A 15112-nucleotide genomic window follows, 5' to 3' on the forward strand; every position below is an offset into this window, starting at 1 on the left:
CTAATGCAAGTAGCCTGCCAATTTCGACTCGATGTTGCGCGGGTTCTCGCCCTGGGCGATCGCAATCAGCCCTTCGATCGCCATTTCGCGTTCGTTGGTGCTGCAATGGATCACGCTCTTGAGCTTGGCCGCCACCGGCAGGAACAGCAGGTTGGCCGAGGCGATGCCGTAGATGGTGGCAGTGAAGGCCGCGGCGATGCCGTGCCCGAGCATGGCCGGGTCGGCCAGGTTCTTCATCACCGCCATCAGCCCCAGCACCGCGCCGATGATGCCCAGGGTAGGGGCGTAGATGCCCATGCCCTCGAACACCTTGGCCGCGGCAAGATCCTGACGCTCCTGATTGTCCACTTCGATTTCGAGCATGTGCCGCATGGCTTCGGGCTCCACGCCATCCACCAGCATCTGCAGCCCCTTGCGCAGGAAGGCGTCGCTCTGGCGCGGCAGCTGGTCTTCCAGGCCCAGCAGGCCCTGGCGACGCGCGATGTTGCTCCATTCCACGATCCGCGCAACAAGCTGCGGCCGGTCGCTGGCCGGCGGCTGCACCACCCAGCGCAGAATCTTGAACGCGCGCCGGAAAACTGCCGGCGAGGTATGCAGCAGGATTGCCGCCACGGTGCCGACGATCACGATCACGAAGGCAGCAGGCGACCACAGCGACGAAATGCCGGCGCCCTTCAATACGCTGCCGCCGACGATCGCCACGATCGCCAGCACCAGTCCGATGATGCTCAATCTGTCCATGCAAGCGGTATCGGCCCAGGTGCGGCGGACTTGATAGAGCCAGATGGTAGAGAGCGCCAGAAAGTTGTCGTTCTGGGGGATGGGTCTTCGAATTGCCACTGCGCCGAGAGCGGGAGCGCGGCCGGGGACCGGTTGCTCGGCGCGACAGACATCCTGTCTGACGCGCCGTCGCGGCACATCCCCGTGCCGCTCTCCGCCGATCTCCAGCCACGCTGCTGCCTCGGCACGTTACTGGTGTGATTTCGAGGAGTCCTGAGTCCGGCGCGGGACTAAAGCCCCTCTCCTGCGGGAGAGGGGTTGGGGTGAGGGTACGTCCAGGCGCGGACTATCAGCTGTCGGCTTCGGTAAGGGGCACCAGCGCGGCCGGGGATCGGCTCTTCGGCGCGACAGACATCCTGTCTGACGCGCCGTCGCGGCACATCCGTGTGCCGCTCTCCGCCAATCCCTGGCCACGCTGGCGCCTCGGCACGTTGTTGCTGTGATTTCGAGGAGTCTTTGGTTTGGTGACGTTAGGGAGTGGATGCGGATCCCTCGCGCCATTACGTTACACATCATGTATTCCGTCTGACGTACCACGCGTGTCCACAGCATCGTGCACGGCGCGCGCGATCACTGCCGTTACCGCTCTCGCGCGCCACTTCGGTTGCGACGCTGCATCGTGGCTGGCGCGCAGGCGACCGACGACCTGAAAACCTTGCTGACTCACAGCGAATCGAAACCAACGTGCAGCCGCGCGTAACGGCGTAGGGTGCCGGCGGTCCTTGGTGCAGCCGACAAAACGCGTGCGCAGCTGTCAGTTGGGTGCTGCTACACGGAGTCGCCAATTACAAGGCGGATGCTGCGGTTCTCTCGCTGAGCTCGGTTGAAAATAATGGGGAGTGTGCAAGTGCTTCGGTCGACCGCTTGCGCCCGGTTGCGGCCGAGCGCGTCTTGCTGGCGCGATCGGGCTGCTTCTGCAGGCAGGCTGTGCTGTGCCGCATGCAAGCGTGGCGAGCTCGGCAAGTGGTGGATGTCTCAAGCCGCCGCGGGCCTGTTGCGCAGCAGAATGCGCTGCCGCACGGGCTGTGATACTTAGTTTTCCGCTGCATTAGAACGATCTAATCGCATCTGTGCAGAGGGGGGAGAAGAGGAGAGGACCCGGGTCGCCGCAACGGCGCCGGATCTTTTTGCGTCACTTCGCGCGGCATTCCTGTCCGATCGTTGGATCGACAGAAATCCGCCGGAGCCGATCACCTTTGGGAGAGCATGATCGACATGAACTGCATGCCATTTGCACGCCACCGCAGCACGCTGTCCGCCGGTATCGCCATCGCCTTGTTCGCGGGCGCCGCCTCTACCGCTGCTGCCCAGCAGGCCGACGGCACGCCGGCGCCCACGGGCCAGGCCGCGGTGCAGGCCACGGACCTGGACGCGGTGACGGTGACCGGCTACCGCTACGCGATCGAAAAAAGCCTGGAGCAGAAGCGCAACGCCAACGCCGTGGTCGATGTGATCACCGCCGAGGACGTGGGCAAGTTCCCCGACAAGAACGTGGCCGATGCGCTGCAGCGCGTGCCCGGCGTGGTCATCAGCCGCGACGGCGGCGAGGGCAAGAACGTCAGCGTGCGCGGCCTGTCCTCGGAGCTGGTGCTGACCGAATTGAACGGCAACTACATCGCCACCGCCGAGTCCAACGGCGACCCGACGCGCTCGTTCAACTACACGCTGCTGCCGTCGAACCTGCTCGGCAGCGCGGAGCTGTACAAGACCCCGGAAGCGCGCATCGATGAAGGCGGCATCGGCGGCACGGTGATCCTGCAGACGCGGCGCCCGCTGGAACTGGAGCCAAACTCCGGCTTCGTCTCCGCCGAGGGCACCTGGTCCGATACCAGCAAGAAGACCGACGGCCAGTTCTCCGGTTCGTACTCCTGGCACGACAAGGACAACCGCTTCGGTGTCTTCGTTGGCTACACGCAGCAGAAGCGCACCGCGCGCACGCTCAATGCCAGTACCGAGAGCTGGCAATGGTACGGCCTCGACGAAGTCGGCCCGGCGGTGGACGTCAACGGAAATCCGTCGGACTTCAACGCCAACTGGTGGGGCGGTACCGGTTTCTGGAACCAGGACGGCAATTACTCCACCGGTTTCATGATGCCGACGGCGGTCAGCGTGGATGCCAAACGCGAGGAGCGCGAGCGCAAGGGTGGGCAGCTGACCTTGCAGTTCAAGCCGACCGACGACCTGACGCTGACCGCGAACTACTTCCGCTTCGACCTGTCGCAGGACTCGCAGACCAATACCATCAAGATTCCCGAGTGGAACATTGCCCGCTATAACGGCGACGGCAACTGGCGCGGCGGCCGTCTGCTCGACGGGCTGCAGTTCGATCCCAGCGGCACCATCGTCACTGGCGCCGCCTACAGCCTGCGTCCGGGCAAGACCTATTATTGCAGCGAGGCGCAGGCCGCCGCGGCCGGCCTGCCGCCGGGCGGCTGGGGCTCGGACGATTGCACCGTGCCGACGCCGCAGATCACCGGCAGCTACAACATCGAAAAATCGCAGTCGCAGACGGTGGACCTGGGCGGCGAATGGCGTGGCGAGCAGGTGGACGTGGCGTTCAAGGCCGGCCGCACCTGGGCCAAGGGCGGGCCGGAGCTGCAGTTCTCCCTGCCGATCAAGCCGCGCCTGCAGAACGCCGACGGCAGCTGGACCAACGGCAACTTCGCCAGCGCCTGGGACCTGACCGGCACGCCGTCCATGACGTTCTCGCCGGAGCTGATGCAGAACCTGCGCGACGGCATCCTGCAGGTCGACCTGGGCTCGACCGGCTCGTCCTGGACCCGCAACACCAATCAGCAGCAGTACGCGCAGATCGATACCACCTGGCATTTCGATGGCGAGGTCTTCGACTCGCTGCAGTTCGGCTTAAAGCGTCGCGACGGCGGCATCCACCGCAGTACCGGCAACAACTACTGGGTGTGCCCGGGCACCGACCCAGGCGACTATGACAACCGCTACTGGAACGGGCGCTGCAATGCCATCGCCACGCAGTTCTCGCCGGGCCTGCTGTTCGCGCAGGACAACCTGGCCGGTGGCGTCAAGGCCAGCGCGTTCCCGGCGATCAACTTCCCGGGCTACATCGGTTACTTGAACCAGACCTACGGCGCGATGCAGACCCGCAGCGAAGACAACTTCGTCTACAACGTCGACGAGGAGATCTATTCCAGTTACCTGCAGCTCAACTTCCACACCGAGCGGCTGCGTGGCAACGTCGGCGTGCGGGTGGCGCGCACGGGCCAGCGTGCCGATTCCACCGACAAGGTGACCGCCTACAACGACTACTTCTTCGATGGTGCCGACGGTAATCCGCTGGCCTGCCAGCAGGGCGCCGCCATGCCCGGCGGCGCCCCGGCCGACACCTATTGCGGGACCGAAGGCTACTGGCGTTTGGCCGACAGCGTGCAACGCACCGAGTCGTTCGTGGTCAGCGGGCTGGACCGCAACTACACCGACGTGCTGCCGAGTTTCAACCTGGCCTACGACCTGACCGAGAACCTGCTGCTGCGCGCGGCAGCGTCGAAGGTGATCGCGCGTCCCAGCTACAACGACATCGCCGCGCCTGGCAGCCTGGAGTTCTACAGCCCCGAGTACGTGGCCGACCGGCGCCTGACCGGCGGGGCCAGCGAGCAGGGCTGGTACGGCTCGGGCAGCAACAAGAACCTGGAGCCGTACAAGGCCAACCAGTTCGACCTGGGGCTGGAATGGTATTTCCAGCCGGGTTCGGTGGCGGGTGTGGGACTGTTCCGCAAGAACGTAGAGAACTTCGCGGTCGACGTGATCAGCGACGTCAACATGATGATCGACGGGCAGATGGTCACCGTGCAGAACTACAGCACCCAGGCCGGCGGCCAGGACGCGGTCTCGCAGGGTGTGGAGCTCTACGCGCAGCACACGCTGCCGTTCGGCCTCGGGGTGCAGGTCAACTACACCTACAACGATGCCAGCAAGGCGGCGGTGCGGCTGGAGGACGGCACCGAGGCCGGCAAGACCTCCATGCCGGGCAGCGCCAGGAACCAGACCAACCTCACCGTGTTCTACGAGATCGACAGCCTGCTGCTGCGCGCCTCGTACAACCGGCGCGGTGAGCTGGTGCAGGGCCTGGTCAACGGGTTGAACGTCTTTGAGGAGCCGTACTACCAGATCGACGTCAACGCGGCCTACAACATCACCCCGGCGCTCAGCCTTACCGCCTCGGTGCTGAACCTGACCAAGCAGGAGTCCCGCTCGCACCTGGGCGAGGACACCCGCGCCCGCTTCTACACCGGCGGCTACGCAGGCCGGCTGGCGTATCTGGGGCTGACCTACAAGTTCTAAGTCCCAGCGTGTCGCGCCCATGCCTGCCGCGTGGCGGTATGGGCGGGATGGTTTGGCGGCGGCCGGCTGAAGTGGAAGTGAACCTGGAACCGTTATTTGTAACGGGGGTGACAAGATATGAAGATGGGCAAGTCGAATGTAGGCGGGATGAGTTTGCTATTGACGGGTGAGCATGCGGCAGCTGATAAGAGGGCTTACTAAAAGACACCAGAGCGATGGCCATCAACAGCGAATGGATAGAGCAGCTTGTGAAGGACCAAGCGCAGGAGTCGCTCCATTTAGACTTCAAGCGCGAGCTTCCGACTAAGCGAGAAGACAGCCGAAGAGAATTGCTGAAGGACGTGTGCGCCCTGGCAAATACCGAGGGCGGACGAATTGTTTATGGAGTCCAGGAAGGCAGCGATGGTCTCGCGGAAGCAATTGTTCCCATTGCTGGCGAGGACCGAGATGATGCACAGCGGCGCGTGGATCAATGCATTGCAGACGGTATCGAGCCAAGGGTAGTTGGATATACCGTGTCGGCCATATTAGTAACTGGCGGATATGTACTTGTGATCGAAGTTCCGCAGCAGTACGGCGGGCCGTTCCAGACCAATTTCAACAACCAGCGAAGATTTGTCTATCGGCAGGGAACGATGAACTTGGAAATGAACTACGGTCAACTTCGCGCGGCATTTCAGCTTCGTGGAAGAGCGTCACAAGCTGCAACTGAATGGCGAATTGGACGCCTTGCTCACTTGGATCGTTCTATCAAGAAGCGGCAGCTTGAAGACGTCGCTTGGCTTGCCTTGCACATCGTTCCACACCAAAGTTTATTTAGTGCTTCGCAGATAGATATTCATGCTATCAGAAATAGATATCGATCTTTAATTGAGGGTGACTATACGCTTTCGTCGACCTTCACCGCCGATGGCCTACTTTATACAAGCGCAGGGCGCGACGATCCGAAGAGTAAATTTATTCGCGTGTTCCGCTCAGGTTTGGTTGAGGTGGTTTGGAAAGGCAGAGAGAGACAGCAGCCTGGAAAGCTTGTAATCCATGGTTACACTGCCACGTCTCTGATGAGAAATGCATCCAAAAACTGCGCTATAGCGCTCGGTCAAGTGGGTGTCTCCGGGCCTGCTTACATTGCATTATCGGGTGTCAATGCAGAAGGTTACGGCCTGCTTTATCCCGGGCCAGACTTCCAGCAAGAGGCAGGAGCACCTTGGGAACCCGCGATCGAATTACCCATGCTTGAAGTAGATAGTCTTGCTCAACTTGCAACCGATCCCGACGCCTCGTGCCGCCAGTTAGCTGACATGTTGTTCCAAACATTTGGACTGGAAGACTGTCCATTCTATTCAGCAGATGGCGAGTGGATCTCCCAACCGTAGGGCGATAAGTCTCTAAAAATTAATGGGTCATACAGGCTAGTGTAAGGCTAACCGTGGATCGGAGGGCATGCAGCGTTTGAAAATAAAAAGAAGGGCGCGGCTGTGCGTCCCCATTACTTGGCCCCCAAGACGATCCAGCGCCGCAGCAGCGTATCGGTCGGTCATCTCAATTCCAACCGAATCGAGCCTTCCAACCGGGGACAACAACAGTAAGGATGGACGGTCCGATGTTCACTTACTTCGTGAGCAGAAGAGCGATTCCAGGTCACCTGACCTCGTTATTTACGATCTGCGTTCCGTGTTGCTAGCACACTAGCTTGTGAGAAGTTTATCTGACTCCGTTATTTGTCCTAAAGGCATTGAAGCTCCAAGCGGCTCAAGTGGTATGCGTCAGGATGTTAAAGTTATTGAGTGGAAATGAAATAAACAGAGAGGATGTCAATGCAATTTCAAGTGCTGCCAAAAGATGCGTCTGTTCCACACGTAGGAAAAAGTTGTGTTTATTTGAAAATTGACAAGTGGAACGATTATTCTTTTGTCACTATGTTTTCAGTGTACGTGCTTGACGAAAAAGGGGTTTTTCATGATGTGGGAGCTATAAAAATTGGGTTCAAGGGTCAAACCACGGACCGAGCTACATATGAAAAATTGCCAAATGTCTTTGAAACCCTGGATGAAAATTTTTTTTCGCTTGGGCAAGACGTGGATTTCTACAAGAAGATGGCGGCCATTCCTGACGGATTGGGTAAGTTAATTCTAGGCGCTCTCCGTGATATTGTGCTGGATCTTGAAATCATTGATCTAGTTGGTGATGAAAAGGTTTTTAGTATTTCTCTTTTAAGATATGTGAGCCTGTCCACAATCAAGGGCCAGTTTACGCGTGTTCTAGATGGGTATGCTGAATTAACGGACTATAGTTTTCAGTTTGTCAAGCCTTCTGCAAATGGATTTGATGAAGTTCGCCTCGATTTCTATGTGAAAGAGTCATCGATGCCAAGTACTAATATCCATGCGATTATCGGAAGAAATGGAGTGGGTAAAACCACTTTGCTGAATGGTATGATTCAGGCTGTGATGGATAGCTCCGGAGATTGTGGTTTCTTTGACAAGGCGGCGTGGAAAAGTCCGAAGATTGATCATGATTACTTCAGTAGCTTAATATCTGTATCCTTTAGCGCTTTTGATCCATTTCCGCCCCCGTTAGAGCAAAGCGATCCTACGAAGGGTACCTGCTACTTTTATGTTGGACTGAAAACGCCGGGGGATCCCGATCGACTTAAAACCCTTACGGAATTGCGGCTTAGCTGCACGCAGGCGCTTGCCGAGTGTTTCGTCAATAACTCGAAATTTAAGCGCTGGCTCAGTGCTATAGATAAGTTGAGCTCGGATGAGGTTTTTGCTTCAATGGATATTCGCGGAATTCGTAGAGTCTTTGATGATTTGCGAGCCGAAAAGCCAGATGGAGATTTCGAACATGGTGAATTTCATGGCAAAGTAAGTCCGCTACTTGTTCGTATGAGTTCAGGGCACGCCGTTGTGCTACTTACGATAACTCGTCTAGTCGCTAGGCTGGAAGAAAAAACCCTTGTGTTGTTGGATGAACCTGAAAGCCACCTCCATCCTCCGCTTCTTGCGGCTTTTCTTAGAGCTTTGTCTGATTTATTGCGGGATAGAAACGGGGTGGCCATCATCGCAACACACTCTCCGGTCGTTCTTCAGGAAATCCCCCGCTCATCAGTTTGGAAAATTTACAGGCGTGGCCTAAGCATTGCGTGCTCCCGTCCAGAAATCGAAACTTTCGGTGAAAACGTTGGCTTACTTACGTCTGAAGTATTCGGGCTTGAGGTAAGTAGGTCTGGCTTTCATGATCTTCTTAAAAGTTCTGTCCAAGATGGAGGGGCCTTTGCTGAAATATTGTCTCAATACAACGGGCAAATTGGATTTGAAGGCAGGGCCTTGCTCGGAGCGCTGATTGCCGAGCGCGATAAGGGGGTGCTTTGATGCTCCGGCTTGATTCGCCTGGTAACATATATGATTCGATCATATCGGGGTGCATAGAAGGAATAACCGGAAACATTTTACTTCGCACAAGGCTTCAAGAAGGCAGAGGGGCGCTGCTTGCGGCAAGAGATAATTATATTTGCCATAGCGTCATTGGTGAGCTACACAAAATTTCTCCTGTTCCTGATGATTTGGAAGATCCAGTGGTGGTGGTGGATATAAGCAAAGCTGAGATTCTAAAAAAATCAGACCTCATAAAAATATACGAACAATATTTCGCTGCAAAAGGTAAGCCGGCCAGAAAATTCTATGATGATTTATTGCTTTCCGCTTTAGAGAAGTGCCCGTTTTGCGGGGGTATTGGTAGACCTCGAACGCTTGATCATTTCTTGCCCAAAGCTCGATTTCCCCTGTTTTCAATACTTCCTCAAAATCTTGTCCCCTCTTGTCGGGATTGTAACTTTGACGGCAAGTCCCAGAGTTACGCGACTTGTCCAGAAGATCAGCTGATCCAGCCGTACATAGATGTAGAAAAGTTTTTCAAAGAACAGTGGGTATTTGCTGAGTTTTCTGGTTGCTTCCGGGATCCACAGAGTGAACTAACCTACTTTGTTCGTGCACCAGATGCTTGGAGTGTGACGGATGAGAAGCGTGCAAGGAAACATTTTGATGCATTCGATCTTTCGAGTAGATATGCTTTTAAAGCCGCGGAGCAAAGGGGGACGGTCGTACGTCAAATAGATGGCATGAAAATGGCGGGAATGTCTTGTCAATCTATAAAGGATATTTTAATTAAGCCCGGCATCAATGAGGCTGTCTTCCCTAATCATTGGCAAGTAGGCATGTACCAAGCCTTCTTCAACGCAATCAATTGATAGTAATCCGGGCTAACGGGGTCAGATTCTTAGGTATCCCCAAGTTTTTAAAGCACCAGCGTCATCTGCTCGCGCACTGCGTCGGGCAGTGTACGTGAGCGTGCTAGCCAGCGTGAGACTGGTTCCATCGCCAGCACGTGAACGACCGTGATGGGGTCAGGTGCACTTATCAGGCGACGGCGTTCGGCTTGCGTGGCCCGTATGGAACTGCGCCAGCGGCGCACACAGCCGCGCGAGACCCGCCAGCGTGTGTTGACACGCCAGACCGTGTACTTGCAATCTAGGCCCAAGGAGCGTCGAAACTCCTCTAAGAGCGGTACCCACCTCCGTCAAACCGGTGGGTTCTTTGTGCCTGCATCCTGCAGGTACAAGCCGATGCGATGCCTGCGTCGGGAGGGCGGCTAATACAACACCCGCCAGGGGAATACGCCCGCCGGCTCTTAGCGGTTTCGAACCTCCCGACATCCCGTCGCCGTTGGCGGCGGTTCTTGGGTTGTTCCAGGAGGGCGTTGCCATGTCTACCGCACCATCCATGCCGGCATCTGTGCCGGTTGATCTGTTGCCAGCTTCCGCTCACCGCCTGCGGTGGGATATGGGCGATGTGCTGCACAGGCTCGACGCAAGCACAGGTATTGAGCAGGCGAGTGACCATACTGCGCATCCGCTGAGTCGCCAGCTCGGTGTATTGCCGTACACCTCGCGCCGCCTGTCGGCACGCAGGGCTGTGCCATTGCAGCAGTACGTCGCTGCAACCATCACCCGCTATCACACGGAGGCGCCATGACACGCCGCCGCCCACCCACGGCATCTGCCGGCGCACGGCCCACCCGCACGCGTGCGCGCCCCACGCCGCCCAAGCGCGTGCAGTGGGTCGTTGTGGAACCCGACCGCACCAAGCTGCCACCGATGCTGCCGCCCGACCCGGACGCCTCCCCGCAAGGCCCCGGCACGCTACGCGCACCCCGCCGCGCCCGCCGCCCGCGCCAATGCACCGTCAGCTACACCCATTACCCCGGCGCCCATGACCGCGCCGGCGACCAGCACGTGCCGCACGTCCGCCTCAGCGGCCTGTGGCTGGAACAACTGGGCTTTGCCATCGGCACCAAACTACGCATCACCGCCAGCGCAGGGCAGCTACTGATGGAGGTGTTGTAATGACCCACCGGTTTCTGCTCAGGTCATGGGGTTAATGTAGCGGCATAGGCCGCGTCCGGGGTCATCATCTTCAGCGCCTGGTGAGGGCGCTGTTGGTTGTAGAAGGCGATCCAGTCAGCAATCACTCGCAGCGCGTGGGTGTGGCTCTCAAAGCGATGTCGGTGCACGCACTGTTCCTTCAGGGTCCGGATCACACGCTCCACCATCCCGTTCTGCTGTGGGCAATGCGGGGTGATGAACTCCTGCGTCAGCCCATAGCTGCGAACTAGTCGGGTGTAGTCGCGGCTGGTGAACACCAGACCATTGTCCGAGCGGAGCAGAAATGGCTCTTGCACCCGGCCCAGCGTGCCGTAGCGCGTGATGAGCGCCTGCTCCAGTGCGGCAGATGCCGTGCTGGCTTTACCGGTCCGTGACAGGTGCCAGCCGAGCAGTTGCCGCGTGCTGCAGTCGATCACCAGCGCCAGACTCAGCCAGCCGTCCTTGCCGCCCCAAACGCGACACAGATCAGTGGCCCAGCGTTGATCCGGCTTCTCGGCGCGGGAGACCTTAGCTTCAATGCGCGGGCGCTGGCCAAGGGCACGCTTGCGCACCTGCCAGCCCTTCAGCTGGAAGATCCGCTGCACCGTGTTCTTGTTCATGCCAAGCAGCGCAGCGACCGTGCGATAGCCAAAACTCGGCTCCGTCTCGATCATCTTCTTGATCGGTTCGGCCAGCTCCGGCTTCACTTTGGCGGGCGATCTGGTCGGCTTGTAGTACGTCGTGCGACGTGCCACACCGAACCATTGGCACAACTTGGTCATCGGAACCGAAACACCTTCGTCCTTCAAGCCCTGCTGGACCGAGAGCATCAGCTCTCGTCCTTTCCCAGCAGGGAGGCCAGCTTTTTTCGGGCGCGTATCTCCAACATCGCCTCGCCGTAGGCCTCCTGCAAGTCCTTCAGCTGCCGCTCGTACTGCTCGCGCACGTCCTCGGGCTTCGCCCGCAGGGCGTTCTCCATGCCTCGCTTGCCCTCCTCAACCCAGTTCTCGATCTCGGCCGGGGTCAGGTCGAACTGCCGGCTGGCCGCTGCTACCGTCGTCTTGCCCTGGATGATCTCAAGCACCAGCGCTGACTTGCGCCGGGCGGTCCAGCGCTTGATCTCCTCTTCCATCACTTCGCTCATCGGTGTCTCCTTCGGGGAAAGTAACACCTGAGCAGGAAATCAGTGGGTCATTACAGTGTTGCCGCCGGTGGAGGCACCGGCCGCATCCCGCAGAGCGCGACGGTAGCTGGAACGAAGTCGCAGTGGCGGTATCGTGGTTCAACAGGCCAACCTTCCCGACCGAAGGAGAACGAAGTCTCGGGCCTTACATTACCAAGGGCCTGGGCCAGGTATGCGCATATCGGTTGCTTTACTTTCAGTAGCACCTCTTGTGCTTGGCTGTAGCGCCGTGCCCGCTGCAAAGACGCTTCAGCCTGCTGCATATCCCACGGATATTGCAATTTAATCCTAAATGGATTTTCTCCCGGTTGCCATTTTGGCACCACCTGGCTATATTGCGTCTACCAACAGTAGGAGACATGAGATGAAGTAGGCACGATCAGACCACACAGGCAGCGAGCTCAGACCAAGCCAAGAGCTTGGCCAGCTCCGGTGAAGACGAAATACACATAGGAGTTACCTATGCATGCGACCAGTAATGACCGGGCAAGAATAACGACCCGAGTCACCGCTTACGCGCAGCAAGCAATTGAACAGGCGGCTGAGATGACGGCAACAACGACGAACCAGTTCGTCGCCCAGGCCGCGCTGCGGGAAGCTGAGAGAATCATCGAAGAACATTCGATCATTCGACTAAGCCAGAACGACATGCAGAAATTTCTGGATGCGCTCGATAACCCGAAGCCGGTCTCCGATCGTCTGGCTGTCTCCCTGAAACATCATATGGAGACGAGAAACCATGACACTGGAAGTAGAAGTAGTACCGTTCGCTGGACACCTAAGCCGCGCTGATTTCGATTGCGGCAACAAGGAATTGAACGAGTGGCTGCATACCACGGCGAGCCAGCACCAGAAGCGCGGCGTCAGCCGCACGTTCCTGGCAATTCCGATGAAGGGAAGCTTGTACGCTTGGCACCAGGAAAGATTTGAGGGCATCGAGGACACCACCGTCCTTGGCTACTTCAGCCTGTCATCAGCGCAGGTAATGAACAGCGAGCTGCCACCGGCTGGCTCAAAGCTGCCCCGCAATGTTCCTGTAGTCCGCATGGGCCGCCTGGCGGTGCATCAACGACTGAAAGGGCGCGGCTTCGGCACGATGCTCCTCATGGAAGCCATCTCGCGAGCCGCACAGGTGAGCGAAGCCATTGGCGTCACGGGACTGTTCGTGGATGCCAAGGGAGATGCCGCCCCCTTCTATCAAAAGTTCGGGTTCCAGCCTGCGGCGTCGAACCCTCTCAAGCTCTGGTTGCCTATGGCAAGCATCACTGAGCTTTTGAAAACGTAATACCTCTCCACAGCTCCGTGCGAAGAATCCTCTGACTCAGGTCGGTTCGGGGATTCTTGCGTTTGGGTAATCGCCCTGGCGATTAGATCCACTTCGGAGCGCGCATCCAGGCGTGGAGTGCAGCGGATGCGCATCGGACGCCCCTTCTACAGCAAGAAACGGATTTTCGTTAGCCAAGTATGTAATGACCCAGCGGTCTCTGCACAGGTCATGTAGCTAAGGCACATGCTTCATCGGGTGTCTTCATGCCCAGCGCCTGATGCGGGCGCCGGTGGAGGGGATTACCCCCATCGAGGTGTCTACAAGCATTAGACAAATACACCACCGCATAGCCGCGCGTAGTGGCGTAAATCGGCAGCGAGGCCGGATGGAAAACGACAACGGCCGCAGTACGCGGCCGTTGTCGTTAGATCAGGCAACCAGGATCGTCTTGCCGATTCCCGATTCCCGATTCCCGATTCCCAAAAATCAATGATCGCTGGAGCGCAATCCATCCACATCCAGGATCAGCGCCATGCGGCCGTCACCGATCAGGGTGGCGCCGGCGTAGCCGGGGAGGCCGCGCAGGGCGCGGGGCAGGGGCTTGATCACCACTTCCTCGCGGCCGCGGACCTGGTCCACCACCAGGCCGAAGCGGGTTTCGCCGGCCTGCAGCAGCACCACGGTCAGCAGTGGCGGTTGTTCGGCCGGTACGCCCAGCCAACGGCGCAGGTCGATCAGCGGCAGGGTGTGCGAGCGGCGGTCGAGCACGGCGCGGCCGTCGAACCAGCCCAGCGAGGTCTGTGGTGCGTGCAGCACTTCGACCACGCGCGCCAGCGGCAATGCATAGACCGCTTCGCCGGCCTGCACCAGCAGGGTCGGCAGAATCGCCAGGGTCAGCGGCACGCGGATCATGAAGCGGCTGCCGCGGCCCAGTTCGGACTGGATCTGGATCTGGCCGCTGAGTTCGCGGATACGCGACTGCACCACGTCCATGCCGACGCCACGGCCGGAGATATCGGTGACTTCCACCTTGGTCGAGAAGCCCGGCATGAAGATCAGATGCAAGCACTCGTCGGTGCTCAGACGTGCCGCCGCTTCCGCGTCGATCAGGCCCTTGCCGCGCGCGATCTCGCGCAGCCGCTCCGGGTCGATGCCGGCGCCGTCGTCCTGGATCTCGATGCTGACGTAATCGCCTTCCTGTTGCGCGGACAGGCGCACATGGCCGCTGCGCGGCTTGCCGGTGGCTTCGCGCAGGGCAGGCGATTCGATGCCGTGGTCGATCGCATTGCGCACCAGGTGCACCAAGGGATCGGCCAGGGCTTCGACCAGATTACGATCAAGCTCGGTTTCGGCGCCGATCAGTTCCAGCTCCACTTCCTTGGACAGGGTGCGCGCGACGTCGCGGGCCACCTTGGGGAAACGCGAAAACACCTTGCTCACCGGCTGCATGCGGGTACGCATCACTGCGGTCTGCAGGCGCGCGGTGGCGATGTCCAGCGTGCTGACGGCGCGGTCGAGTTCTTCGTCGCGCAGGCGGGTGCGCAGTGTCTTCAGACGGTTGCGCGAGAGCACCAGTTCGCCGATCAGATTGACGATGGCATCCAGGCGCTTGGTGTCCACGCGCACGGTCTGCTCGGCTTCGGCACCGCCTTTGGCGGCACCTTTCGGTGCGGCCTTGGCGCCCGGCGCCGGCGCAGCATGGCCGTCGTCGTGCACTGGCGCAGCAGCAGCTGCCTTGGGCGCGGCCTTGACCGCCGGCGGGCCGCTCTTGGCATCGAACTGCGCGATCAGCGTAGCCGGTGCGTGCGGCACGGGTTCACCCGAGCCCATCGCATCCAGCATGGCCTGCAGATAGTCCAGCGATTGCTGCGCGGCGTCGAAGTGATGCGCCTGCAACACCGCCTGGCCGGAGCGCGCCATGCCGAGGGTTTCTTCAGCGGCGTGGCACAGCTCCACCATGGGCTTGATCGCCAGGAAGCCGGCGCCGCCCTTGAGCGTGTGGAAGCCGCGGAACACCGCATTGAGCTGGTCGGCTTCGTCTGGCGCCTGTTCCAGCGACACCAGCTGTTCGCCGAGGCGATCCAGGATTTCCTGGGCCTCGACGATGAAATCGGCAGCAATATCGTCTGGAACGGCACTCATG

The 15112-nt window shown here is 59.2% G+C and carries 12 protein-coding genes; 8 read left to right on the plus strand and 4 right to left on the minus strand.

Annotated features, from left to right (window positions below; genetic code table 11):
* Nucleotides 1-741: a flagellar motor protein gene (locus tag ACCQ10_RS10000; protein ID WP_039565224.1), complete on the minus strand. Its 741-nt coding sequence runs from the start codon at nt 739-741 to the stop codon at nt 1-3.
* Between the two features lie 1200 nt (nt 742-1941).
* Here ACCQ10_RS10000 and ACCQ10_RS10005 point away from each other — a divergent pair.
* From ACCQ10_RS10005 to ACCQ10_RS10030, 6 genes are all read left to right on the plus strand, one after another.
* Nucleotides 1942-5094: a TonB-dependent receptor gene (locus ACCQ10_RS10005; protein ID WP_372362972.1), complete on the plus strand. Its 3153-nt coding sequence runs from the start codon at nt 1942-1944 to the stop codon at nt 5092-5094.
* A 215-nt stretch (nt 5095-5309) separates the two neighbouring features.
* Nucleotides 5310-6470 carry an AlbA family DNA-binding domain-containing protein gene (locus ACCQ10_RS10010; RefSeq protein WP_372362973.1) on the plus strand — a complete coding sequence of 387 codons (1161 nt, stop codon included), beginning with the start codon at nt 5310-5312 and terminating at the stop codon, nt 6468-6470.
* A gap of 441 nt (nt 6471-6911) precedes the next feature.
* On the plus strand, nt 6912-8471 hold the full coding sequence (locus ACCQ10_RS10015; protein WP_372362974.1) for an AAA family ATPase: 1560 nt from the start codon (nt 6912-6914) through the stop codon (nt 8469-8471).
* Nucleotides 8471-9346: an HNH endonuclease gene (locus ACCQ10_RS10020; RefSeq protein WP_372362975.1), complete on the plus strand. Its 876-nt coding sequence runs from the start codon at nt 8471-8473 to the stop codon at nt 9344-9346. The genes ACCQ10_RS10015 and ACCQ10_RS10020 overlap by 1 nt, the downstream gene beginning before the upstream one ends.
* A 514-nt stretch (nt 9347-9860) precedes the next feature.
* A complete protein-coding gene (locus tag ACCQ10_RS10025) occupies nt 9861-10130 on the plus strand; it encodes a hypothetical protein (protein ID WP_372362976.1) in 270 nt (89 codons plus the stop codon).
* On the plus strand, nt 10127-10501 hold the full coding sequence (locus tag ACCQ10_RS10030) for a SymE family type I addiction module toxin (RefSeq protein ID WP_372362977.1): 375 nt from the start codon (nt 10127-10129) through the stop codon (nt 10499-10501). The genes ACCQ10_RS10025 and ACCQ10_RS10030 overlap by 4 nt, the downstream gene beginning before the upstream one ends.
* A gap of 23 nt (nt 10502-10524) precedes the next feature.
* Here ACCQ10_RS10030 and ACCQ10_RS10035 read toward each other — a convergent pair whose 3' ends face one another.
* Nucleotides 10525-11349: an IS3 family transposase gene (locus ACCQ10_RS10035; RefSeq protein WP_372360889.1), complete on the minus strand. Its 825-nt coding sequence runs from the start codon at nt 11347-11349 to the stop codon at nt 10525-10527.
* Nucleotides 11349-11663 (minus strand): DUF1153 domain-containing protein, encoded by a 315-nt coding sequence (locus ACCQ10_RS10040; RefSeq protein WP_017163777.1) that lies wholly within the window; start codon nt 11661-11663, stop codon nt 11349-11351. The genes ACCQ10_RS10035 and ACCQ10_RS10040 overlap by 1 nt, the downstream gene beginning before the upstream one ends.
* A 501-nt stretch (nt 11664-12164) precedes the next feature.
* Here ACCQ10_RS10040 and ACCQ10_RS10045 point away from each other — a divergent pair.
* Nucleotides 12165-12494 (plus strand): type II toxin-antitoxin system TacA family antitoxin, encoded by a 330-nt coding sequence (locus tag ACCQ10_RS10045; protein ID WP_104581804.1) that lies wholly within the window; start codon nt 12165-12167, stop codon nt 12492-12494.
* A complete protein-coding gene (locus tag ACCQ10_RS10050; protein WP_372362978.1) occupies nt 12442-12987 on the plus strand; it encodes a GNAT family N-acetyltransferase in 546 nt (181 codons plus the stop codon). Before ACCQ10_RS10045 ends, ACCQ10_RS10050 begins: the two co-directional genes overlap by 53 nt.
* Nucleotides 12988-13455: 468 nt before the next feature.
* Here the strand turns inward: ACCQ10_RS10050 and ACCQ10_RS10055 are convergent, their stop codons facing one another.
* A complete protein-coding gene (locus ACCQ10_RS10055) occupies nt 13456-15111 on the minus strand; it encodes a chemotaxis protein CheA (protein ID WP_372362979.1) in 1656 nt (551 codons plus the stop codon).
* Between the last annotated feature and the right edge of the window lies 1 nt (nt 15112).

The organism is Xanthomonas sp. NCPPB 1325, assembly GCF_041477645.2.
GTDB lineage: Bacteria > Pseudomonadota > Gammaproteobacteria > Xanthomonadales > Xanthomonadaceae > Xanthomonas > Xanthomonas cannabis.

What these genes read in the sequence shown, in the direction of transcription:
- ACCQ10_RS10000 (WP_039565224.1), bottom strand. Translation starts at nt 741, where the DNA reads ATGGACAGATTGAGCATCATCGGACTGGTGCTGGCGATCGTGGCGATC.
- ACCQ10_RS10010 (WP_372362973.1), top strand. Translation starts at nt 5,310, where the DNA reads ATGGCCATCAACAGCGAATGGATAGAGCAGCTTGTGAAGGACCAAGCG.
- ACCQ10_RS10015 (WP_372362974.1), top strand. Translation starts at nt 6,912, where the DNA reads ATGCAATTTCAAGTGCTGCCAAAAGATGCGTCTGTTCCACACGTAGGA.
- ACCQ10_RS10020 (WP_372362975.1), top strand. Translation starts at nt 8,471, where the DNA reads ATGCTCCGGCTTGATTCGCCTGGTAACATATATGATTCGATCATATCG.
- ACCQ10_RS10025 (WP_372362976.1), top strand. Translation starts at nt 9,861, where the DNA reads ATGTCTACCGCACCATCCATGCCGGCATCTGTGCCGGTTGATCTGTTG.
- ACCQ10_RS10030 (WP_372362977.1), top strand. Translation starts at nt 10,127, where the DNA reads ATGACACGCCGCCGCCCACCCACGGCATCTGCCGGCGCACGGCCCACC.
- ACCQ10_RS10035 (WP_372360889.1), bottom strand. Translation starts at nt 11,349, where the DNA reads ATGCTCTCGGTCCAGCAGGGCTTGAAGGACGAAGGTGTTTCGGTTCCG.
- ACCQ10_RS10040 (WP_017163777.1), bottom strand. Translation starts at nt 11,663, where the DNA reads ATGAGCGAAGTGATGGAAGAGGAGATCAAGCGCTGGACCGCCCGGCGC.
- ACCQ10_RS10045 (WP_104581804.1), top strand. Translation starts at nt 12,165, where the DNA reads ATGCATGCGACCAGTAATGACCGGGCAAGAATAACGACCCGAGTCACC.
- ACCQ10_RS10050 (WP_372362978.1), top strand. Translation starts at nt 12,442, where the DNA reads ATGACACTGGAAGTAGAAGTAGTACCGTTCGCTGGACACCTAAGCCGC.
- ACCQ10_RS10055 (WP_372362979.1), bottom strand. Translation starts at nt 15,111, where the DNA reads ATGAGTGCCGTTCCAGACGATATTGCTGCCGATTTCATCGTCGAGGCC.